The 19,677-nt window shown below is 68.9% G+C and carries 23 protein-coding genes and 1 pseudogene; 16 read left to right on the forward strand and 8 right to left on the reverse strand.

Annotation, left to right across the window (positions count from 1 at the left end):
- The first annotated feature begins 20 nt into the window (after positions 1–20).
- Both LOKHON_RS00915 and LOKHON_RS00920 read left to right on the forward strand, forming a co-directional pair.
- Complete coding sequence (locus tag LOKHON_RS00915; protein ID WP_017929960.1) at positions 21–908, forward strand: branched-chain amino acid ABC transporter permease; 888 nt, start codon at positions 21–23, stop codon at positions 906–908.
- On the forward strand, positions 908–1,888 hold the full coding sequence (locus LOKHON_RS00920) for a branched-chain amino acid ABC transporter permease (RefSeq protein ID WP_017929961.1): 981 nt from the start codon (positions 908–910) through the stop codon (positions 1,886–1,888). The genes LOKHON_RS00915 and LOKHON_RS00920 overlap by 1 nt, the downstream gene beginning before the upstream one ends.
- A 108-nt stretch (positions 1,889–1,996) precedes the next feature.
- Here the strand turns inward: LOKHON_RS00920 and LOKHON_RS00925 are convergent, their stop codons facing one another.
- Positions 1,997–3,250, reverse strand: a complete 1,254-nt coding sequence (locus LOKHON_RS00925) for an Hsp70 family protein (protein ID WP_017929962.1) — start codon at positions 3,248–3,250, stop codon at positions 1,997–1,999.
- Between the two features lie 84 nt (positions 3,251–3,334).
- Positions 3,335–4,723, reverse strand: coding sequence for a flagellar protein export ATPase FliI (fliI, locus tag LOKHON_RS00930; protein WP_051059678.1), 1,389 nt, complete (start codon positions 4,721–4,723; stop codon positions 3,335–3,337).
- A 79-nt stretch (positions 4,724–4,802) separates the two neighbouring features.
- On the opposite strand from fliI, the gene flgB reads away from it, so the two are divergent.
- The 8 genes from flgB to flhB are packed head-to-tail and all read left to right on the forward strand — an operon-like array spanning position 4,803 to position 11,037.
- Positions 4,803–5,183, forward strand: a complete 381-nt coding sequence (gene flgB / locus LOKHON_RS00935) for a flagellar basal body rod protein FlgB (RefSeq protein WP_245631413.1) — start codon at positions 4,803–4,805, stop codon at positions 5,181–5,183.
- Between the two features lie 16 nt (positions 5,184–5,199).
- Positions 5,200–5,610 (forward strand): flagellar basal body rod protein FlgC, encoded by a 411-nt coding sequence (flgC, locus tag LOKHON_RS00940; RefSeq protein ID WP_017929965.1) that lies wholly within the window; start codon positions 5,200–5,202, stop codon positions 5,608–5,610.
- 9 nt (positions 5,611–5,619) lie between these two features.
- The gene (fliE, locus tag LOKHON_RS00945) at positions 5,620–5,943 is read left to right on the forward strand and encodes a flagellar hook-basal body complex protein FliE (RefSeq protein WP_017929966.1); all 324 of its coding nucleotides are present in this window, start codon (positions 5,620–5,622) and stop codon (positions 5,941–5,943) included.
- Positions 5,944–5,977: 34 nt separating this feature from the next.
- Complete coding sequence (locus LOKHON_RS00950; RefSeq protein ID WP_017929967.1) at positions 5,978–6,247, forward strand: flagellar biosynthetic protein FliQ; 270 nt, start codon at positions 5,978–5,980, stop codon at positions 6,245–6,247.
- Positions 6,244–7,038 (forward strand): transglycosylase SLT domain-containing protein, encoded by a 795-nt coding sequence (locus LOKHON_RS00955; RefSeq protein WP_017929968.1) that lies wholly within the window; start codon positions 6,244–6,246, stop codon positions 7,036–7,038. Before LOKHON_RS00950 ends, LOKHON_RS00955 begins: the two co-directional genes overlap by 4 nt.
- A gap of 7 nt (positions 7,039–7,045) precedes the next feature.
- Positions 7,046–9,148 carry a flagellar biosynthesis protein FlhA gene (flhA, locus tag LOKHON_RS00960; protein ID WP_017929969.1) on the forward strand — a complete coding sequence of 701 codons (2,103 nt, stop codon included), beginning with the start codon at positions 7,046–7,048 and terminating at the stop codon, positions 9,146–9,148.
- A gap of 2 nt (positions 9,149–9,150) precedes the next feature.
- The gene (locus LOKHON_RS00965; RefSeq protein WP_017929970.1) at positions 9,151–9,906 is read left to right on the forward strand and encodes a flagellar biosynthetic protein FliR; all 756 of its coding nucleotides are present in this window, start codon (positions 9,151–9,153) and stop codon (positions 9,904–9,906) included.
- A gap of 9 nt (positions 9,907–9,915) precedes the next feature.
- Positions 9,916–11,037 (forward strand): flagellar biosynthesis protein FlhB, encoded by a 1,122-nt coding sequence (gene flhB, locus LOKHON_RS00970; RefSeq protein ID WP_017929971.1) that lies wholly within the window; start codon positions 9,916–9,918, stop codon positions 11,035–11,037.
- A 3-nt stretch (positions 11,038–11,040) separates the two neighbouring features.
- Here the strand turns inward: flhB and LOKHON_RS00975 are convergent, their stop codons facing one another.
- The 4 genes from LOKHON_RS00975 to LOKHON_RS00990 are packed head-to-tail and all read right to left on the reverse strand — an operon-like array spanning position 11,041 to position 13,582.
- Positions 11,041–11,691 carry a MotE family protein gene (locus LOKHON_RS00975; RefSeq protein ID WP_017929972.1) on the reverse strand — a complete coding sequence of 217 codons (651 nt, stop codon included), beginning with the start codon at positions 11,689–11,691 and terminating at the stop codon, positions 11,041–11,043.
- Positions 11,688–12,068 (reverse strand): hypothetical protein, encoded by a 381-nt coding sequence (locus LOKHON_RS00980; RefSeq protein WP_017929973.1) that lies wholly within the window; start codon positions 12,066–12,068, stop codon positions 11,688–11,690. Before LOKHON_RS00980 ends, LOKHON_RS00975 begins: the two co-directional genes overlap by 4 nt.
- Positions 12,052–13,005 (reverse strand): flagellar motor switch protein FliM, encoded by a 954-nt coding sequence (locus LOKHON_RS00985; RefSeq protein WP_017929974.1) that lies wholly within the window; start codon positions 13,003–13,005, stop codon positions 12,052–12,054. Before LOKHON_RS00985 ends, LOKHON_RS00980 begins: the two co-directional genes overlap by 17 nt.
- A 13-nt stretch (positions 13,006–13,018) precedes the next feature.
- Complete coding sequence (locus LOKHON_RS00990) at positions 13,019–13,582, reverse strand: flagellar basal body-associated FliL family protein (RefSeq protein ID WP_017929975.1); 564 nt, start codon at positions 13,580–13,582, stop codon at positions 13,019–13,021.
- A gap of 317 nt (positions 13,583–13,899) precedes the next feature.
- Here LOKHON_RS00990 and LOKHON_RS16395 point away from each other — a divergent pair.
- The 6 genes and pseudogenes from LOKHON_RS16395 to LOKHON_RS01015 form a co-directional block, all read left to right on the forward strand.
- Positions 13,900–14,308 (forward strand): annotated as a pseudogene (locus LOKHON_RS16395) (flagellar basal-body MS-ring/collar protein FliF); the annotation flags it as partial.
- 144 nt (positions 14,309–14,452) lie between these two features.
- A complete protein-coding gene (locus LOKHON_RS16400) occupies positions 14,453–15,457 on the forward strand; it encodes a flagellar M-ring protein FliF C-terminal domain-containing protein (RefSeq protein ID WP_245631415.1) in 1,005 nt (334 codons plus the stop codon).
- A gap of 1 nt (position 15,458) precedes the next feature.
- Entirely contained in the window at positions 15,459–16,118 is a 660-nt protein-coding gene (locus LOKHON_RS01000; protein ID WP_017929977.1) for a FliH/SctL family protein, read from the forward strand.
- The gene (locus LOKHON_RS16320) at positions 16,115–16,474 is read left to right on the forward strand and encodes a FliM/FliN family flagellar motor switch protein (RefSeq protein WP_017929978.1); all 360 of its coding nucleotides are present in this window, start codon (positions 16,115–16,117) and stop codon (positions 16,472–16,474) included. The genes LOKHON_RS01000 and LOKHON_RS16320 overlap by 4 nt, the downstream gene beginning before the upstream one ends.
- 8 nt (positions 16,475–16,482) lie before the next feature.
- Entirely contained in the window at positions 16,483–17,289 is an 807-nt protein-coding gene (gene fliP / locus LOKHON_RS01010) for a flagellar type III secretion system pore protein FliP (RefSeq protein ID WP_017929979.1), read from the forward strand.
- A gap of 2 nt (positions 17,290–17,291) precedes the next feature.
- The gene (locus tag LOKHON_RS01015) at positions 17,292–18,371 is read left to right on the forward strand and encodes a flagellar motor switch protein FliG (RefSeq protein WP_017929980.1); all 1,080 of its coding nucleotides are present in this window, start codon (positions 17,292–17,294) and stop codon (positions 18,369–18,371) included.
- Positions 18,372–18,393: 22 nt separating this feature from the next.
- Here LOKHON_RS01015 and LOKHON_RS01020 read toward each other — a convergent pair whose 3' ends face one another.
- Together LOKHON_RS01020 and LOKHON_RS01025 are read right to left on the reverse strand one after the other, a co-directional pair.
- A complete protein-coding gene (locus LOKHON_RS01020; RefSeq protein ID WP_017929981.1) occupies positions 18,394–19,218 on the reverse strand; it encodes a DUF1217 domain-containing protein in 825 nt (274 codons plus the stop codon).
- Positions 19,215–19,676: a flagellar biosynthesis repressor FlbT gene (locus tag LOKHON_RS01025; protein ID WP_017929982.1), complete on the reverse strand. Its 462-nt coding sequence runs from the start codon at positions 19,674–19,676 to the stop codon at positions 19,215–19,217. The genes LOKHON_RS01020 and LOKHON_RS01025 overlap by 4 nt, the downstream gene beginning before the upstream one ends.
- Between the last annotated feature and the right edge of the window lies 1 nt (position 19,677).

Genomic DNA, 19,677 nt, shown 5'->3' on the forward strand with positions numbered 1-19,677 from the left:
CTCAAAACAACGGGACAGGCATGTTCGAACTCCTAGGCATTCCGCCGCAGGTTCTGATGGGGCAGCTCCTGCTCGGGCTGATCAACGGGTCGTTCTACGCGGTCCTCTCGCTCGGGCTGGCTGTGATCTTCGGCCTGCTCAACATCATCAATTTCAGCCATGGCGCGCAGTACATGCTCGGCGCCTTCGTCGCGTGGATGCTGCTCGAATATCTCGGCATCAACTACTGGTGGGCGCTGATCCTCGTGCCCGTCATCGTCGGCGCGACCGGCATCGTGCTCGAAAAGCTGGCGCTGCGGCGGCTCTATCACCTCGATCACCTCTACGGCCTCTTGCTGACCTTCGGCGTCGCGCTGATCATCCAGGGGCTGTTTCGCAACTATTACGGGATCTCGGGCCTGCCCTACAACATCCCCGACCAGCTTTCGGGCGGCCAGAACCTCGGCTTCATGTTCCTGCCCAACTATCGCGGCTGGGTCGTGGTGGCCTCGGTCATCGTCTGCTTCGGCACCTGGTTCGTGATCGAGAAGACCCGGCTCGGCGCTTACTTGCGCGCCGCGACCGAGAACCCGACGCTGGTGGGCGCCTTCGGCATCAACGTGCCGCTGATGATCATGCTGACCTATGGCTTCGGCGTGGCGCTGGCGGGCTTTGCGGGCGTGCTCGCGGCGCCGATCTACTCGGTCAATCCGAACATGGGCGCGGATCTCATCATCGTCGTCTTTGCGGTCGTCGTCATCGGCGGCATGGGATCGATCATGGGCGCCATCGTCACCGGCTTCGGCCTCGGCGTGATCGAAGGGCTGACCAAGGTGTTCTACCCCGCCGGTTCCGCCGTCGTCATCTTCGTCATCATGGCCATCGTGCTGATGATCAAGCCCGAAGGCCTGTTCGGGAGGAACAACTGATGAGCGTCAGCGATATCCAGCCCGAAACGAACGAACGCCGCCCCGCCACCGCCGGCATGCCCAAGCTGCACATGGCGATCTTCGCCGTGCTGTTCGTGGTGCTCGCGGTGCTGCCGATGCTGGTCTACCCGGTCTTCGCGATGAAGGTGATGTGCTTTGCGCTCTTCGCGGCGGCCTTCAACCTGCTCTTGGGCTTCGGCGGGCTCTTGTCCTTCGGCCATGCCGCCTATTTCGGCGGCGCCTCCTACGTCGCGGCGCATGCCTCCAAGGTCTGGGGGCTCTCGCCCGAGCTGTCGATCATCGCGGGCACCCTCGCCGCGGGCATTCTCGGCCTCGCCATCGGCGCGCTGGCGATCCGGCGGCAGGGGATCTATTTCGCCATGGTCACGCTGGCCTTCGCGCAGATGGTCTATTTCTTCGCGCTGCAGGCCGATTTCACCGGCGGCGAGGACGGCATCCAGTCGGTGCCGCGCGGCTCGCTGTTCGGGATCTTCCCCGTCGACAGCAACGAGGCGCTCTACTACCTCGTGCTCGCCGTGACCTTCGGCGGCATCCTGTTCCTCTACCGGATCGTGCATTCGCCCTTTGGCCAGGTGCTCAAGGCGATCCGCGAGAACGAGCCGCGCGCGATCTCGCTCGGCTACAGGGTGAACCGCTACAAGCTCATGGTCTTCGTGCTCTCGGCCTCCTTCGCGGGTCTGGCGGGCGCCACCAAGAGCCAGGTGTTCCAGCTTGCCTCGCTCACGGACGTGCACTGGTCGATGTCGGGCGAAGTGGTGCTGATGACGCTTCTGGGCGGGGTCGGCACGGTGTTCGGGCCGCTCTTGGGGGCCACCATCGTGGTGACGATGCAGAACTACCTCGCCTCGATGGGCGCATGGGTCACGGTGATCCAGGGCGTGATCTTCGTGCTCGGCGTGCTGCTGTTCCGCGAAGGCATCGTCGGCGTGATCTCGAAATGGCTCAAGCGGCCGCTCTGAAGCGGCAGCGAACGGAACCGAAAAAAAGGCCCGGGGGGATGCTCCCGGGCCTTTTTGCGTGGCGCGATCCGACATGTCGGGTTTGCGTATTTGTGGAACAAAGTGGCCTCAGCCAAAGCGGCGACCGGCCTCCAGCGCAAGACCCGTGCCGACCGACCCCAGCATGTCGCCTGTCGCGATCCGCGCCTCGGGCAGACGCTCGGCCACCAGCGCGCGCAAGATGGGCAGGCGCGAAGAGCCGCCTGTCATGAACACCGTGCCGATCGCCTGGGGCCCGACGCCCGCCTGAGCCAGTACCGCGCCGATCCGGTCGCCGATCCGGGTCAGCGGTGCGGCAATGGCCGCCTCGAATTCCGCGCGCGTCACCACCGGGTTCGGGCCGCCCACCAGCGGCTTCAACTCAAGGCGCGCGGCCTCGGCCTCCGACAACTCGACCTTCACGCCCTCCACCGCCATGGCAAGCGCGTGGCCGCGCCGGTCCTCGACCGCGCGGACCATGCGGCCCACCAGCTCGGGCGCATCCGCCTCGCGCGCGAGCGCCTTGAGATCCGACAGCGCGCGCGCCGCATAAAGCCGGTTGATGCGGTGCCACGTGGCGAAATCGACGTAGTAATGCCGCGGCATGTCGCCCTTGCCGCCCCGGATCGGGCTGCCGAGACCGAGATGCGGCATGGCGCTGGCGAGGCTCAAGAGCCGGTCGAGATCGGTGCCGCCGACCCGGATGCCGTCATTGGCAAGGATGTCGTCCGCGCGGTCGGGACGCGACCTGCGCCCGGGGCCGACGCGCACCACCGAGAAATCCGAGGTGCCGCCGCCGATATCGACGATCAGGACAAGCTCTTCCTGCGCGATGCCGCTTTCGTAATGCAGCGCCGCGGCGATCGGCTCGTATTGAAAGCTCACCTCCGAAAACCCCGCGCCGCGCGCGATCTCCTCCAGCGCGTCCTGCGCCGCGCGGTCGCCCGTCGCATCGTCGTCGACGAAATGCACCGGGCGGCCCAGAACCGCGCGTTCGACGCCGGGCATGGCCGCGTCGAGCCGGGCGCGCAGATGCCCGAAGTAATGCCCGAGGATCTCCACGAAGCTCACCGAGCGGCGGCCGATCGCCGTGCGCTCGGTGATCAGCGACGAACCCAGCGTGCTTTTCAACCCGCGAAGGAGCCGCCCGTCCTCGCCCTCGGCATAGGCGTCGATCGCGGCGCGGCCAAAGATCGGCGCGGGATCGTCCACCTCCCAGAACACCGCGCTCGGGATCGTCGGCTCTTCTCCCTCGACCGCGATCAGCCGCGCGCCCTGCGCGCAGCCCAGGCCGACGGTGGAATTGGAAGTGCCGAAATCGATGCCGCAGGCCGTGGACGTCATGAGGGGTCTCCGCCGAGTGAGGCCCCGCCGGGCCGGTCCGAGCGGACCTCTCTAGACGTCCGGGACCACGGGCGAAAGCCCCCTTCAGCCGGGCGCGCGGCGCAGCGGCGCGGGCGCCGCCGGGGGCTTGGGCAACGCCACGGCGATGCCCGCCTCGGCCAGCATGCGGTAGATCTCGGCAAAGCTTTCATCGGCGACCATCGCTTCGCCCTTGCGCTGGCTGAGAAACGTGTCGGCGGGGCGCGCGAAGCGGATCGCGGCGTCGACCTCCTCGTCGGAACCGGACTTGTAGGCACCGATGCGGATCAGCTCCTCCATGTCGGCATGCCGCGCGAGGCTGCGCCGCGCCGCCTGCAACACCGCGTATTCCGCCGCCGAATGACAGCCGGGCAGCATCCGCGAGATGCTCTTTTGGATGTTGACCGCCGGAAAGCGCCCCTGCTCGGCGATGGCGCGGTCGAGCACGACATGGCCGTCGAGCACGCCGCGCACCGCGTCGGCCACCGGCTCGTTCATGTCGTCGCCATCGACCAGCACCGTGTAGAGACCGGTGATGTCGCCCTGCCCCTCGGCGCCGGGGCCCGAACGCTCAAGGAGCTGCGGCAGCTCGGCGAACACCGTGGGCGGATAGCCCTTGGCCGTCGGCGGCTCGCCCGCCGCCAGCCCGATCTCGCGCTGCGCCATGGCAAAGCGGGTGACGCTGTCGAGAAGCAAGAGCACCTGAAGCCCCTGATCGCGGAAATGCTCGGCCACGGCGGTCGCGGTCCAGGCGGCCTGTCGGCGCATGAGCGGCGGCTCGTCACCGGTGGAAACCACCATGACCGAACGCGCCATGCCCTCCGGCCCGAGATCCTCCTGGATGAAATCCTGCACCTCGCGGCCGCGCTCGCCGACAAGGCCCACCACGATCACGTCGGCCTGCGCGCCGCGCGCCAGCATCGCCATCAGTGTCGATTTGCCGACGCCCGAGCCGGCGAAGACGCCCATGCGCTGGCCCCGGCACAGCGGCACGAAGACGTCGAGCGTCTTGATGCCCGTGTCGAGCCGCGCGCCGACCCGGCGGCGGGCAAAGGCGGCGGGCGGCCCGGCGCGCACCGGGCGCGCGGCCTCGCCCTCCATCAGCGGCCCGCGCCCGTCGAGCGGCTCTCCGAGCGCGTTGACCACCCGCCCGATCCACGCGCCGTCGGGGCGCACCAGGTCGCCGCGCGGGCTGCTTTCGACCCGGTCGCCGACCACCACGCCGGACCACGATCCGAAGGGCAGAAGATGCGTGCCGCGCGCGTCGATGCCGACCACCTCGCCCAAGACCGGCCCGCGCGCGCCATGCACCGTACAGCGCCCGCCGATCCCGACCGCCCGCTCCAGCCCGCTCACCGTGAGCGACAGGCCCAGCACCGCGCGCACCTCGCCCGAGACGCGCGCCTCGGAGGCGTTGCGCAGTTGCGACGTCAGTTCCGAAAATGCCGTCTGCATGAAGATCATCCCGGTAGTCATGCCGATTTATACATGCTATCCATGATCGACCCGAAAGGAAACGCAAATGCTCGATGGCATGTCCTTCTTTGCTCTTGCTTCGAAACGGCTCGATTGGCTCGCGTCGCGGCAGAAGGTGATCTCCGAAAACGTCGCCAACGCCGACACGCCGGGCTTTCGCGCGCGGGAGGTGTCGGGCTTCGACGCCGTGCTCGCGGGGGCGCAATCCGGGGTCGCCACCACCGATGCGCGCCACATCACCTCTTCCGGCGGGCGCCACGACGCGACCCGCGTGATCGACGATCCCGCCGCCTGGGACGCCTCGATCGACGGCAACACCGTGGTGCTCGAACAGCAGACCGTGAAGGCCGCGGAGGTGAGCGAAAGCTATCGCCTCGCCAGCCAGCTCTACCGCAAGGGCCACGAGCTTCTGTCGCTGTCCGTCACCGGCATGCGCTGAGCTTCAGGAGATCGCCATGGACCCTCTCAACTCGATCAGCGCGATCGCCGCCAGCGGCATGAAGGCGCAGGGCGAACGGCTCAAGGTGGTCGCCGAGAACGTCGCCAACGCGGATTCCACCGGCAGCACGCCCGGCGCCGATCCCTATCGCCGCAAGACGCTGTCCTTCGAGGAGATGATCGACCGCGAGATCGGCGCCTCGATGGTCCGGGTCGAGGATTTCGGCCGCGACAAGACGCCTTTCATGCTGGTGCACGACCCCGCGCACCCGGCGGCGGATGCCAAGGGCATGGTGAAGATGCCCAACGTCAACCCGATCCTCGAGATGAGCAACATGCGCGAGGCCTCGCGCAGCTACGAGGCGAACATGAACATGTTCGAGGCCGGGCGCGCGATGCGGACCCAGATGCTTGATCTGTTGCGATAGGTTTGACCGATGACCGAATTTTCCTCGATCCTTTCCACCTCGAATGTCCGCGGCGCCTACCGCTCCTCGCAGGAGCTGTCGGGCACGCCTGTTCCGGCCGAACCCGCGGCCACCGGCGACAGCTTTGCCGAGATCCTGAAGGGCGCCACCGCGAACACGGTCGGCAACATACGCGACGCCGAAGCCGTGGCGCATAAGGGGCTGGTGGGGGAAGTCAGCACCCAGCAGGTGGTCGAGGCGACGCTCGAGCTCGAAAGCACCGTGAAGATGATGGTCTCGATGCGCGACAAGGTGGTCGAGGCCTATCAGGAAATCATGCGGATGCCGATCTGATCGCGGCATCGTTCAGGGCGCGGGGGCCGCGGCGATGACCGAGAGCGATACATACGACATCCTGTCGGAGACGATCCTCGCGGTGCTGATCGGCTCGGGGCCGATCCTGGCGCTGGCGCTGGGCGTCGGGCTCGTCATCGCCTTCTTTCAGGCGCTGACCCAGATCCAGGAAATGACGCTGACCTTCGTGCCGAAGATCGCGGCGATCTTTCTCGGCCTGCTGGCGGCCACGCCCTTCATCTATGCCACGCTGACCAAGCTGTCGGACCGGGTCTTCGACCTGATCGCGAGCGGCGGCGCATGAGACGGCTCGGCCTCGCCGTGGCGCTGGTCGCGGCGCTCCTGCCGCGGCCCGGCCTTGCCGGCTGGGGCGATTTCTACCGCGGCTCGGGCGCGCGGCAGGCCCCGGCCGCCGCCGGGGCCGATGCGCATGGCGCGCCGCTCGAACACGGTGTCTGCGTGGCCGAGATCCTGCGCGCGCAGCTGCGCCACCGCATCCCCGGCAATTTGCTGCTGGCCATCGGCATCCAGGAGGCCGGCGTGACGCGCGGCGGCCATCAGACGATCTGGCCCTACGCGGTGAACGCCGCGGGCGAAGGCCGGCTGTTCGACAGCCGCGCGCAGGCGCTGGGCTGGATCGCGCAGCGGCGCGCGGCGGGGATCGACAGCATCGATGTCGGCTGCATGCAGATCAACATGCGCTGGCATCCCGAGGCGTTCGAGGACACGGCCCAGGGGTTCGACCCGGCGCGCAATGTCGATTACGCGGCGCGGTTCCTGCGCGGGCTCTACGAGGAATTCGGCGACTGGACCGCCGCCGCCGGGGCCTATCATTCCCGCACGCCCGAGGCGCAGCAGGTCTATCTCGCGGCGCTGCGCCGCAACATCGAGGTCGCCAATGACCGCATCGCCGGGTTTCGCGACATCGCCGGCCGTGGCGCGGCATCACCGGTCGCCCCCGGCGCCAGCCCGCTGGCGCGCGGCGCCATGCGGCGCGGCTGGTCGGCGGGTGGCGCGGCGGGCGGCGCGCGCTTCGGCATCTACAGCAACGCCCCGCTCAGGCCGGTGATCGGCCGCGCCGATCCGGCATCGTGAGACCCGCATGAGCCCGAAACCCGCCCCCCACACCAAGCCCGCCTTCTCGATGGTCGACATGGGCCTCGCCAACCGCGACGTCGGCTTCGCGGTCGGGGTCACGCTGGTGCTGGCGGTGCTGTTCGTGCCGCTGCCCTCGGTGCTTCTCGATCTCGGCCTCGCGGTGTCGCTGGCGCTTTCGGCGCTGATCCTGATGGTCGCGTTGTGGATTCCGAAACCTCTGGAGTTCAACAGCTTTCCGACCCTGCTCCTGGTCGTGACCATGCTGCGGCTGTCGCTCAACGTGGCCTCGACCCGGCTGATCCTGAGCCAGGGCCACACCGGGCCGGGGGCGGCGGGCGGCGTGATCGAGGGGTTCTCGCGCTTCATCGTCGCGGGCAGCTTCGTGATCGGCATCGTGATCTTCGCGATCCTCGTGGTGATCAACTTCATCGTCATCTCCAAGGGCTCGACCCGCATCGCCGAGGTCGCGGCGCGGTTCTCGCTCGACGCGATGCCAGGCAAGCAGATGGCGATCGACGCCGATCTGGGCGCCGGGCTGATCGACGAGACCGCCGCCAAGGAGCGGCGCAAGGAGCTCGAGGACGAAAGCAAGTTCTTCGGCGCCATGGACGGCGCGTCGAAATTCGTGCGCGGCGACGCGGTGGCGGGGCTGATCATCACCATGATCAACATCGTCGGCGGCATCCTGATCGGCGTGGTCCAGCACGGGCTGCCGATCGGCGAGGCGGCGAATGTCTATACCACGCTGACCATCGGCGACGGGCTGGTGAGCCAGATCCCGGCGCTGATCGTGTCGCTCGCCGCCGGTCTCATCGTCACCAAGGGCGGCACCGAGGGCGCGGCCAACGAGGCGGTGCTGACCCAGCTCGGCAAGTTTCCCAAGGCGCTCTACATGGCCGCAGGGCTGCTGTTCGGGATCGGCCTCCTGCCGGGCTTTCCGCTGCCGGTCTTTGCCATCCTCGCCGCGATGATGGCCGGTCTGGGCTTCGTGATGGACCGCGAGGCCAAGGCGCGCGCCGCGCGCGAGGCGGCCAGCGCGATCGCGGGCGAAGCGGCCGCGAGCGCCCCGCCAGAGGACGACGTCCAGCAAACGCTCAAGCTCGACGATCTGCGGCTCGATCTGGGCGGGGCGCTGGTGCCGCTGATCAACCGCCCCGACGCCGCCCTGCCCGGCAAGATCAAGAGCCTGCGCCACCTCTTCGCGCGCGAATACGGCTTCGTGCTGCCCTCGGTGCGGATCAAGGACGACCCCGTGCTCGGCGCCGACAGCTATGCCATCACCGTGCAGGGCGTCGCCGCCGCCACCGCCGAGGTGCGCGCCACGGGCATGATGGTCATCAACCCCTCCGAGGCCGCGATCGCCCTGCCCGGCCCGCGCACCAAGGATCCGACCTTCGGGCTCGAGGTGGTCTGGGTCGACCAGAGCCATGCCGACGCCGCCGAAGCCGCGGGCTGCACCGTGGTCGATCCCGAAAGCGTCATCACCACGCATCTGACCGAGGTGATCAAGCAGCACATGCCCGAGCTTCTGACCTATGGCGCGGTGCAGGAGCTGATCGAGGGGCTGCCGCGCCCCTACCAGAAGCTCGCGGGCGAGATCTCGGGCACCAGCCCGACCATTCTGGTGCAGCACGTGCTGCAGGCGCTGCTGCTGGAACGGATCTCGATCCGCAACCTGCCCTTGATCGTCGAGGCGATCGCCGAAGCCGGGCGCACCACGTCGAGCGTGACGCTGATCACCGAGCATGTGCGCCGCCGCCTGTCGAACCAGATCTGCCACGCGCTGACCGACGCGCAGGGCTTCGTGCCCGTCATCACCATGTCCTCGGCCTGGGAGACGGAGTTCAACGGCGCGGTGCGGATGAACGGCGATGAGCGCAATTTCCTGATGTCGCCGCAAAGGGTGCAGGAATTCGTGCTGGAAGCCCGCAAGGAGATCCAGCAATTCGCCCAGAAGGATGAATGGCCCGCGCTGATGGTCAGCCCAGAGGTCCGCTCCTTCGTGCGCTCCATGCTGGAGCGGGTGAGCCCGATGACGCAGGTGATCTCGCACAACGAGGTGCACCGCAAGGCGGCGCTGCGCACCGTCGCCACGATCGGCGGCTAGGCTTGGATCTCGCCGAGATCCTCGTCGGGCAGGCACTGTCCGCGGGCCTCGTCTTCGCGCGGCTGGGTGCTGCGCTGATGTTCCTGCCGGGTTTCGGCGAACAGGCGATCCCGCCGCGCCACCGGCTGCTCTTCGCGCTGATGCTGAGCGCCGCGCTCGCCCCTCTGGTGCCGGTCGAGGGCGCGGCGCGGATCGCGCCGGTGCCGCTTCTGGCGATGCTGGCGGTCGAGATCACGATCGGGCTGTGGATCGGCACCACCGCGCGGATCCTGTTCTCGGCGCTGAGCTTCGCGGGCTATCAGCTCGGCATGGTGGCGGGGCTGTCCAACGCCTTCGCCCCGGCGACGGGCAGCTTCGAGGGCTCCACCCTGCTGGCCAGCGTGCTGATGATGGCGGGGGTGGCGCTGATCTTCGTGACCGAGCTGCACCACCTGATGATCCGGGCGCTGGTCGACAGCTATGTGCTGTTTCCGCCCGGCCAGCTGATGCTGGGCGACCTGGCGCAGCAGGTGGTGCGGGCGGTGGCGCAGAGCTTCTATCTGGGCGTCTCGCTCGCGGCGCCGTTCTACGTGCTGTCGCTGGTGCTCAATCTCGGGATGGGGCTGGCCAACCGGGCGATGCCGAGCCTGCCGGTGTTCTTCGTGGCCGCGCCGATCCTGATCGCCACCGGGCTTCTGGGGCTCGTCCTCGCCGGTCCGGCGATGCTGGCCGGCACGGCGCAGGCGCTGGCCGACTGGTTCAACGGCTTCAGGTTCTAGGGGGGCGCGATGTCCGAAGAGGACAAGAGCAGCAAGACCGAGGAGCCGACGGAAGCCAAGCTGCGCAAGGCGCGGCAGAAGGGCGACGTCCCTTCCTCCAAGGAAACCGGCAACATGATGAGCGCCTTCGCGCTCCTCGTGCTGGCGCTTTACGTGCTGCCGACGATGATGCCGCGGCTCGCGGGCGATCTGTCGGGGCTTCTGGCCGCGGCGGGCGGCATGGAGATCGGCGTCGGGGCGACGGGGCTGCGCGACGTCAGCGGCGTGGCGCAGCATCTCGTGATCGCGGTGGCGGGGACGCTGGCGCCGGTGGTTCTGGTGATGGTGCTGGCGGCGCTGTTCGGGGTGCTGATCCAGGGCCAGACGGTGGTGGCGCTGGAGCGGATCAAGCCCAAGCTGTCGAAGATCAATCCCGGCTCGGGCTTCAAGAAGCTGTTCTCAGCCGATGCCTTCGTCGAGTTCGGCAAGAACATCGCCAAGGTGGCGGTGGTCACGGTGATCGCCATCTTCGCGGTGCGCGGATCGGTCATGGAGATCTGGGAGGCGCCGAATTTCACGCCCGAGACACTCTTGTCGCATGCGCGCGGCGCGATCGTGCGGATGCTGGTCGGCGCGACCGCCTTTCTCGCCGCCGTCGCGCTGATCGACATCATCTGGAAGCGGATCGACTACATCCGCAAGCAGCGGATGAGCCTCAAGGAGATCCGCGACGAGCACAAGGACAGCGAGGGCGACCCGCATATCAAGTCCAAGCGCGCGCAGCTGCGCCGCAAGCGCGCCCAGCAGCGGATCGCGACCGCCGTGCCGCAGGCGACCGTCGTGCTGACCAACCCGACCCATTACGCGGTGGCGCTGCGCTATACGCCGGGGGTGGACGCCGCGCCGGTCTGCGTCGCCAAGGGCGCCGACCTGATCGCCGCGCAGATCCGCCGCATCGCGCGCGAAAACGAGGTCACGGTGGTCGAGAACAAGCCGCTGGCGCGCGCGCTGCACGCGGTGGTGGAGGTCGACGACGCGATCCCGGCCGAGCATTGGCAGGCCGTGGCCGAGATCATCGGCTACATCATGGATCTCAAGCGCCGGATCCGCCGCGCCCCGCCCGAAGGCTCGCGGTTGCGCGAGGAGGATTAGGGCCTATTGCAGCCGGATGCCGTCGAGCCGCTGGTCGCCCGGCAGCTTGGAGCGTTCGAGAATGATCATCGAGATCGCCTGCGCGCGCACCACGTTCATCGCCGCCAGCACCGGCGCGGCGTCGCGCTCGGGCATGGCGCCGAGGATCGTCACCGCGACGGCGATGTCGAGATCGTTCATGATGGTCGCGGCCTCGCGCGGCTTCATGTTGACATAGAGCGCCACCAGCCGGTCGACATCGGCCTGCCGGGCGTCGTCGATCTCGTTCAACAACCCCTGCAGCTCGCCGCGCAGCTCCTCGAGCCGGGCGGTCTCCACCTCCAGCGTCTCGCGCGCGAGCGCGATCTCGGAGGCGCGCCCGTCTAGCGCGGTGCGCTGCTCGTCGAGCAGGCCGCGCTCGGTCGCGATCGCCGAGAGCACCTCTTCGGGCGCGGCACAGCTTTGCGGGATGGCGGCGGGCGCCGGCGCAGGCGCGGGCGGCGCGGCGGGTTCGGCCTCGCCGCCCGCGGCATTGGCGGCGCCGACGAACAGGCCGGGGCGCGGCTGCGGCGATGTGGGGGCGTCAGCGATGCCGCCCACCAGCAGCGCCGCCTTGGCGACCCCGGCCAGCGCCAGACCGCCGATCACCATCTGGAAGGGACGCGGCATGGTCATTGGCCGCGCTCGCGCACGCTGTCGAAAAAGCCCTGCACCAGCTCGGTCTTGCCGGTGACGCGGGTGACGCCCGCCGCCTGCGCGCGCGCGGCACGCGCGGCGCGGGCCGCCTTGTCGCCGCCACGCGGCGCGGGTTTGTCGCGCGGCGCGGGCGCCTTGGCAGAGCGGGATTCGGCCTCGGTCATGCCGCGCGCCGTGCTCGACAGGTCGCGCGCCGTTTCCTCGGAGCGGTCGACCGCCGCGGAATAGGCGGTGATCATCGGCTGCAGCTCGCGCAGGGTGTCCATCAGCGACCGCACCCGGCGGTCCACCATGAAGGCGTATCCCAGGACCCCGGCCAGCATCAGCAGGATCACCGCGTCAATCAGCACGGCCATCGTCGCGCTCCTTCTCGTCTCCAAGCTCTTCGGTGACGCGCAACGCCACCGCGCCGTTCTTGCGACGGCCCATCGCGGCGCGGAACAGCGCGCGTCCGTTGCACGATACGGTGGCCTCGTGCTCCATGTCGATCCCAAGGTCAATGACCTGCCCCGGCGCCCAGTCGAGCACCTCGCGCAGGCCCAGCCGCACCTCGTGCAGCACCGCCGTCAGCCGCGCCTCGGAGCCCGAGATCGACCGGCCGAGCGCCTCGCGCCAACCGCTGTCGCCACCGATGTCTCCGCCCGGAAAGCTTTGCGACAACAGCGGCCTAATGCTTTCGAGCGCATTGTCGGGAATGACGAAATCGAGCGTGCCGCCGCGCCCTTCGAGCCCGACCTGCAACCGGATCCGCACCGCCGGCGTGGCCGGCGGGGCGATCACGGCATTGGAGGGGATGTTCTCGAGGTGATCGAAGCGGAACCGCACCCCGCCGACCGGCTCGAAGCCCGGCTCCAGTTCGTCGAACACCATCTCGGCAAGCTTCTGGCAGAACCGCCGCTCGATCGCGGTGAAGCTGCGCGGCGACCACGCCCGGCTGTCGCCGTTGCGCCCGCCCAGCATGATCTCCAGCGTCGAGAACAAAAGCTCCGGCGACACCGCCAGCGCGATCCGCGCGTCCCACGGATCGGCCCGCGCCACCGCCGTGAGCGCCGGCGCGCCGATCGCCTCGAGCGCCGGGCCGCAGGGCAGGTATTCGAACGACAGAAGCGTCACCTCGCAGGGCATCGCCACGAAGCTCTTGAACGCGCTGCCGAGCGTCAGCGCGTAGCGCTCGAAGATCGATTCCAGCAGCGGCAGACGCTCGTAGCTGAGCGAGGCCATCTGGATGATCTGTTCCTCGATGCTGCCCGCGGTCAGGCCGCCCTCGGGCTGGCGCAGCGTGCGCTGGTTCATGCGGCCTCTCCCCTCACTGGACGATCATGTCCGACACCAGGATCTCGCGCGGCGCCGCGCCGCCCGAAACCGCGCGGGCCCGGCGCAGCAGCTCCGATTTCAGCTCGGACAGGCCGAGGCTGCCGCGCAGGTCGCGCTCGTCGAGCGTGCGCAGGTAATCCTGGAAACTGTCGCGCATGTAGATCCGCCGCTCTTCGAGCCGGGCCGCGTCGGGCGCGGCCGAATCATAGATCAGCGCGAGGTCGAGCTTCAGGAACCGGCTGGTCTGGCGGCCCGAAACGGTGGTGGCGGTGATGTTGACGATGATTTCCTCGAACGGCATCGCCATGCGCGCCGGATCGGCGGCCAGCGCCGCGCGCATCTCCTCGGGGGCGGTGTCATGCGCCTGCGCCGCATCGGCCTGCGGCGCCTTTGCGCCGCCGAGACCGGCCAGCGCCATGATCCGCGACGGGCCCACCGCCGCGACGAGACCGCCGCCGAGCGCGACCACGGAAACGAGGATCAAGAGGATCAGGCGCAACCGGCCCGGGCGCGCGCCGTTTTCCCGGCCCGCCAACTTGGCATTCGCATCGGACATGACTGACGGTCCCCGGAGTGTCGTCGGAACATGGACAATATGTGTTGTTTGGGCCTAACAGGCAAGAACTTATACATGACTATACTTGTTCCACTGCCGCAGTTCGGAATAGATTGCCTGTCAAAGACCCGTACCGGCGAGGCCTTGGCGTGCAATCCATCATCGACAATCTCGCGGCATTGGGCCGCCCGCGGCTGATCGCCCTAGGGGCGACCGGGCTGGGCCTCGTGCTGGCGCTTCTGGTGGGGCTGAACCTCGTGCTCGCGCCGAGCTATGCGCCGCTGTACTCCGACCTGTCGCTGGCCACCGCCGGGCGGGTGGTCTCGGCGCTCGAACAGGACGGCTTCGACGTCGAGCTGTCGGGCGGCGGCACCATCGTCAGCGTGCCGCAGGACGACGTGGCGCGGGCGCGCATGGCGCTGGCCGAGCAGAACCTGCCCGGCGAGGGCGGCGCGGGATGGGAGATCTTCGACCAGTCCTCCGGGCTCGGCATGAACAGCTTCATGCAGCAGGTGAGCCGGCTGCGCGCGCTCGAGGGCGAGCTGGCCCGCTCGATCCAGACCATCGACGGCATCGACGCGGCGCGCGTGCATCTCGTGCTGCCCCGAGCGCGAGGCGTTTTCGCGCACCCGGCCCGAACCCTCCGCCTCGGTCATCGTGCGCGGCCGTGCCACCTCCTCGATCTCGCGCCGGCAGGGGCTCGCGATCCGGGCGCTGGTGGCCTCCGCCGTGCCCGATCTCGCGCCGTCGCGCGTCACGGTGCTGTCGGCCAGCGGCGAGACCATCCTGAGCGAGGAGACCGAGGGCGACGCCGGCGTGCAGGCGGCGGGCGCCTCGATGCAGGAGCGGCTGCAGCGCTCGATCACCGAGATGCTGACCGCGCGGGTCGGCGCGGGCAATGCGCGGGTGCAGGTCAATGTCGACCTGTCGACCGAGCGGCAGGTGATCCGCGAACAGAGCTTCAACCCCGACCAGCAGGTGGTGCGTTCGACCGAGACCCGGCAGGAAGAGAGCCAGGACCGCGAGGGCACGCAGCAGGAGGTCGGCGTCGCCAACAACCTGCCGCCCGAGCTTGGCGGCGACGTCAATGGCGACCAGTCGGCCTCCACCTCGACCCGCACCGACGAGATCGTCAATTACGAGATCGGTTCGACCCAGAGCGAGACCGTGCGCGAGCCCGGATCGGTGCAGCGGATCTCGGTCGCGGTGCTGGTCAACGGCATCTACAACGTCGCCGCCAATGGCGAGACGATCTATGAAGAGCGCGGCGCGCAGGAGCTTGAACGGCTCGAGGCGCTGGTCCGCTCGGCGGTGGGCTATGACGAGGCGCGCGGCGACACCGTCTCCGTCGACAGCCTGCGCTTCATGGATTATTCGATGGATGTCGGCGCGCCGATCGGGCTGTCGCTGGGCCAGACCATCGCGCAGAACTTCGGCGCGATCCTGCGCGGCACCTTCGCGCTGGCGCTGGTGGCGGCGGTGCTGGGCTTCGGGCTGCGGCCGATGCTGCGCCGGGTGCTGCCCGAGACCGGGACGGGGCTAGCGCTCGCGGGGGCGACCGAAGCGGGTGCCGCGCGGCTCGGCTATGACGGCCAGGGCGCGACGCAGCTGCCCGGCATGGCGGCGCTGCCCGGACAGCTGGGCCAGGCCGGACAGGCCGGGGCCGCGGCGGCGCTGCCCGATGGCACCGGCCAGCACGCGGTCCTGCCCTATGAGCAGCAATTCGCGACCTATGATGGCGGCGAGATGGTCTCGCTCGCCTCGGTCGACGGCAAGGTCAACAAGCGCCGCCTCGTTTCGGTGGGCGACATGGTCGAAAGCGAGCCCGAAGCCTCCTTGAAGGTGGTGCAGAGCTGGCTGGCCGAGGAGGCCTGAGATGTCGATCTTCGAAAGGGATTTCGACCGCGAGATCGCGCAGGAGCGGCAGGTCGCGCAGCGCGAGCGGCGGGCGCGCCACACCGATGAGGAGCTGCTCGCCGCCATCGAGGCGGTGCGCGCCGAGGCCCTGGCGCAAGGCCGCGCCGAAGGCCGCGCCGCCGCCGAAGCCGAGGCGCAGGCGGCCGAGACCGAGGCCCGCTCAAGCGCGCTGGGCCGGATCGCGGCGCGGCTCGACGCGGTGCTGGCGCACGAGGCCGAGCATCGCGCGGCGCTGGAGCGGCAGATCCTCGGCTACGCCGCCGCCACCGCCGAGACGGTGCTGCCCGAGATCCTCGACACCCGCGCCCATGCCCGCGCGCTGGCGCAGGTGCGGCGCGGGCTCAGGCTCGGTCTCGGGGCGCCCCAGCTGCAGATCGCGCTGCCGCCGGCCGGCGATCCGGCCAGCGACCTGCGCGCCGATGTCGAGGCGCTCGTCGCCGCGCAGGGCCTCGGGGCGCAGACACGGATCACCGAGGACCCCGCTCTCGTGCCCGGCGATGCGCGGGTGACATGGGAAGGCGGGCGGCTCGATTACAGCTTTTCGCGGATCTGCGCCGCGATCCGCGACACCTTGCGGGCCCACGCCCGCCCCCACCCCGAACAAGAGGACCGCACGTGACGGATACCCCCAGCAAGACCACCGGCGCCGAGTTCCCCGAGATCGAGGAGGACGCCGCCGCGCTGTTCGACGACGCCCCCGAGGCCGAAACGGCCAAGGGCGGGCGCAACATCGAGGCGATGCTCAATGTCGGGCTCGACGTGCAGATCGTGCTCGGCCATGCGAGGCTGCCGATCGCGCAGCTTCTGAAGTTCGGGCGCGGCTCGGTGATCGAGCTCGACAAGCGCATCGGAGAGCCGGTCGAGGTGGTGATCAACGACCGCCTCGTGGCGCGCGGCGATCTCGTGAAGCTGGGGGATGCGCGGATCGGCGTCTCGCTGACCGAGATCGTCAAGGATTACGTGACGGGCGACTGACACCACCGATGGCCCGCCACCTCCTCTTCTTCGCGACCGGCGCGCTCGCGCTCACCGCGCTGCCGGCCATGGCGCAGGACGGCGCGGGCGTGCTCGGCGCGCTGGGCGACGTGTTCTCGGATGCGGCGCCGGGCTCGGACGAGCGCGCCTCTCTGTCGGGGCGGATCCTGCAGCTCGTGGCGCTGATGACGGTGCTGTCGATCGCGCCGGGCCTGCTGATGATCATGACCAGCTTCACCCGCTTCGTGATCGTCTTCTCGATGCTGCGCTCGGCGCTCGGCCTGAACCAGACGCCGCCCAACATGGTGCTGTCCTCGATGGCGCTGTTCATGACCTTCTTCGTCATGCAGCCGGTGTTCGAGGATGCCTGGGAGGGCGGTCTGCAGCCGCTTTTGAACAACGCCATCACCGAGGAGCAGGCGATCGCGCGGATCGGCGACCCGTTTCGCGATTTCATGTTCGCCAACACCCGTCCGCGCGACATCGAGCTGTTCGAGGGGCTGGCCGCGCGCGCCGACGGCACCGAGCCCGCCCCGGTGCCCGAGACCGCCGAAGACGCGTCTTGGCGCTCGCTGATCCCGGCCTTCATGATCTCGGAGCTGCGCCGGGCCTTTTCGATCGGCTTCCTGATCTACCTGCCCTTCGTGGCGATCGACCTGATCGTCGCCTCGGTGCTGATGAGCGCCGGCATGATGATGCTGCCGCCGGTGTTGATCTCCTTGCCGTTCAAGGTGATCTTTTTCGTGCTGATCGACGGCTGGTACATGCTGGCGGGCAGCCTGATGGAAAGCTATGTGCCGCTGGCCGGAGGATGACGATGAACGCGATGACCCCTGCGCCCGCCCCCGAACCCAACCCCGTGCGTGCCGCGGCGACGCCGCCCACCCCGCCGCTGCGGCGGCTGCGCGGCGCCGAAAAGGCGGCGATCCTGTTTCTGTGCCTCGGCGAGGAGCGCGGCTCGGAGCTGATGCGCAAGCTCTCCCCCGAGGACATCGCCAAGATCACCCGCGCCGTGGCCCGGCTCGGCGTGGTGCAGGCCGAGCTGGTCGAGCAGGTGCTGGCCGAGTTCTCCGAAGGCGTGGATACGGGCGGTGGCGTGGTCGGCTCCCTGACCACCGCCGAGGCGATGCTGCGGGCGTTCCTGCCCGACGAGCAGGTCGAGGCGATCCTCAACGACATTCGCGGCCCGATGAAGGAGCGCGACCTCTGGGCCAAGTTCTCGGCCATGAACGAGGCGGTGATCGCCACCTACATCAAGGGCGAGCACGGCCAGACCGCCGCGGCGATCCTGTCGAACATCGACACCGACGTCGCCGCCAAGGTGCTGCCGCTTCTGGGCGATGAGATGATGGGCGACGTGGTCGAGCGGATGATCCGCATGGAGGCGGTGCCGCCCAAGATGATGGCGCAGATCGAGGAGACGCTGCAGACCGACATGCTCTCGGCGGGCGGCCAGTCGAGCGCGGTCGAGATGGAACAGCGCATGGCGGACCTGTTCAACAAGCTCGACCGCGACGTGTTCGAGGGGCTGCAGGCCGCGATCGACAGCCGCCGGCCCGGCGCGCTCGAAGGCATCGTGTCCAAGATGTTCACCTTCGAGGACCTGATCCGGCTCGACGCGCAGAGCCTCGCGCGGGTGATGCGGGGCCTGCAGGGCAACACGCTGCCGCTGGCGCTGCGCGGCGCCTCCAAGGAAATGCGCGCGCATTTCCTCGACGCGCTGACGGCGCGGGCGCGCGACATGCTGCTCGACGAGATGAACACGATGGGCCCGGTCAGGGGCCGCGACGCCCGCGCCGCGCAGACCATGATCGTCGACTACACCCGCCAGCTCGCCGAGGAAGGCTCGATCGACCTGCCGAGCGCCAGCGACGAGGACGAGGATATCCTGGAGTGACGCGGCCCGGCCCGCGCCGCATTCAATAGGTGCGGCGCGGCAGCGCGGTGATGGCGCTGATGTCGAGCGTGATCGGCGTGAACCGCCCCCCCGCCCCGGCGCTGACGGCGGCGTTCATCAGCGACAGCGCGGCATTGGCCGAAGCCTGCACCCCGGCCTTGGCGTCCGAGATCGCGACATATTTGCGTTCGAGCTTTTCCAGCTCGGCGGGGTTCTTGAAATCCGCCAGGTCGAATTTCTGCCTGAACAGGTCGGCCTGCTTGTCGATGTCGAGCCCGGCGGCGCTGGCGGGCACGCCGAGCGCGGTGCGCATGAATTCGGACAGGTCCTTGTCCTTGAGCACGTCGAACCAGTTCTTGATCTCGCCCGCCTTGCGGCGGAATTCGAGCACGGTGCCGACCTTTTCGTTCTGCTCGGCCTGCGCGCTCTCGAACCGCTGCTCGACATAGCGGTCGACCATGTCGCTCTGCCAGCTCGTGGAAAAGGTATTGAGGTTGTTCTGGCCTTCGTCAACGAAGCCCATGACCTCGTGCATCTCGCGAAACCGCGGATCGGTCAGCCGGTTGACCAGCGATTTCGGGTCGTCCGGGTCGCTCTTGAGGATCTTTTCGACCATGGCCTTGCCAAAGATCTGATCCTCGAGCCCGAAGGCCTTCATCGTGAAGACATAAAGCTCGCGGTCTTCCATCAGCTGGTCGACCGAGAACACATTGCCGATCCGCTCTTCGAAGGCGGCGATGGCGCGCTTGTCCTCTGCGCTGTCGCGGATCATGTCGAGCTGGCGGTCGCGCGTAGCGTCCACCAGCTGCAGGCCCATCCGCGTGTTCAGGCCCGAAAGGCTGATCATCCGACCGCCCGCCGCTCGGGTTCATGCGCTTCGGGCGCGCGCGCCGCCATGGCGGCCTCGTCGCGCGCCGCGATCCGCTCGAACAGCTCGGCCTCATGCGCGATCACCGGGCGCAGCGCCCGCAGCGCCTTGTAGAAATCGCCGATCGAGACGTAGTTCGCCGCCTCGAAGACATGGCCGAGGCTGGGGTTACCGAAGGTCGTGGCAAGCGCGGCGAGCTGTTTCTGGATCACCGGCAGCAAGTCGTCGCGCACCGCCTTCTGGATCAGCGCGGTCTGGATCAGGAAATAGACCCGCGTCACCGGCGTCGCGGGCGCGTCCTCGTCGAGCAGGTCATGACCGCGCACCACGTCGGCGTGGCTTTCGACGGTCAGCACATGGCGGCGCGAGGAGTTGCGCATCATGCAGCCGTTCACGACGATGCGTTCGTCGGGCTTGAGCGTGAGCTTGAGCGCCATG

The sequence above is a fragment of the Limimaricola hongkongensis DSM 17492 genome, assembly GCF_000600975.2.
Classification (GTDB): Bacteria; Pseudomonadota; Alphaproteobacteria; order Rhodobacterales; family Rhodobacteraceae; genus Limimaricola; species Limimaricola hongkongensis.

Coding starts and splice junctions, on each gene's coding strand:
- LOKHON_RS00980 (WP_017929973.1), bottom strand. CDS start 12,068: ATGGCCGTGCTGATTGACGCGGTGATCCTGCTGATGCTGGCCGGGGTC.
- LOKHON_RS01015 (WP_017929980.1), top strand. CDS start 17,292: ATGAACGCGATGACCCCTGCGCCCGCCCCCGAACCCAACCCCGTGCGT.
- flhA (WP_017929969.1), top strand. CDS start 7,046: ATGAGCCCGAAACCCGCCCCCCACACCAAGCCCGCCTTCTCGATGGTC.
- fliI (WP_051059678.1), bottom strand. CDS start 4,723: ATGCAGACGGCATTTTCGGAACTGACGTCGCAACTGCGCAACGCCTCC.
- LOKHON_RS00985 (WP_017929974.1), bottom strand. CDS start 13,005: ATGAACCAGCGCACGCTGCGCCAGCCCGAGGGCGGCCTGACCGCGGGC.
- fliE (WP_017929966.1), top strand. CDS start 5,620: ATGACCGAATTTTCCTCGATCCTTTCCACCTCGAATGTCCGCGGCGCC.
- flhB (WP_017929971.1), top strand. CDS start 9,916: ATGTCCGAAGAGGACAAGAGCAGCAAGACCGAGGAGCCGACGGAAGCC.
- LOKHON_RS00950 (WP_017929967.1), top strand. CDS start 5,978: ATGACCGAGAGCGATACATACGACATCCTGTCGGAGACGATCCTCGCG.
- LOKHON_RS00975 (WP_017929972.1), bottom strand. CDS start 11,691: ATGACCATGCCGCGTCCCTTCCAGATGGTGATCGGCGGTCTGGCGCTG.
- LOKHON_RS01025 (WP_017929982.1), bottom strand. CDS start 19,676: ATGGCGCTCAAGCTCACGCTCAAGCCCGACGAACGCATCGTCGTGAAC.
- LOKHON_RS00955 (WP_017929968.1), top strand. CDS start 6,244: ATGAGACGGCTCGGCCTCGCCGTGGCGCTGGTCGCGGCGCTCCTGCCG.
- LOKHON_RS16400 (WP_245631415.1), top strand. CDS start 14,453: ATGCTGACCGCGCGGGTCGGCGCGGGCAATGCGCGGGTGCAGGTCAAT.
- flgC (WP_017929965.1), top strand. CDS start 5,200: ATGGACCCTCTCAACTCGATCAGCGCGATCGCCGCCAGCGGCATGAAG.
- LOKHON_RS00920 (WP_017929961.1), top strand. CDS start 908: ATGAGCGTCAGCGATATCCAGCCCGAAACGAACGAACGCCGCCCCGCC.
- LOKHON_RS00925 (WP_017929962.1), bottom strand. CDS start 3,250: ATGACGTCCACGGCCTGCGGCATCGATTTCGGCACTTCCAATTCCACC.
- LOKHON_RS00915 (WP_017929960.1), top strand. CDS start 21: ATGTTCGAACTCCTAGGCATTCCGCCGCAGGTTCTGATGGGGCAGCTC.
- fliP (WP_017929979.1), top strand. CDS start 16,483: ATGGCCCGCCACCTCCTCTTCTTCGCGACCGGCGCGCTCGCGCTCACC.
- LOKHON_RS00990 (WP_017929975.1), bottom strand. CDS start 13,582: ATGTCCGATGCGAATGCCAAGTTGGCGGGCCGGGAAAACGGCGCGCGC.
- flgB (WP_245631413.1), top strand. CDS start 4,803: ATGTCCTTCTTTGCTCTTGCTTCGAAACGGCTCGATTGGCTCGCGTCG.
- LOKHON_RS01020 (WP_017929981.1), bottom strand. CDS start 19,218: ATGATCAGCCTTTCGGGCCTGAACACGCGGATGGGCCTGCAGCTGGTG.
- LOKHON_RS01000 (WP_017929977.1), top strand. CDS start 15,459: ATGTCGATCTTCGAAAGGGATTTCGACCGCGAGATCGCGCAGGAGCGG.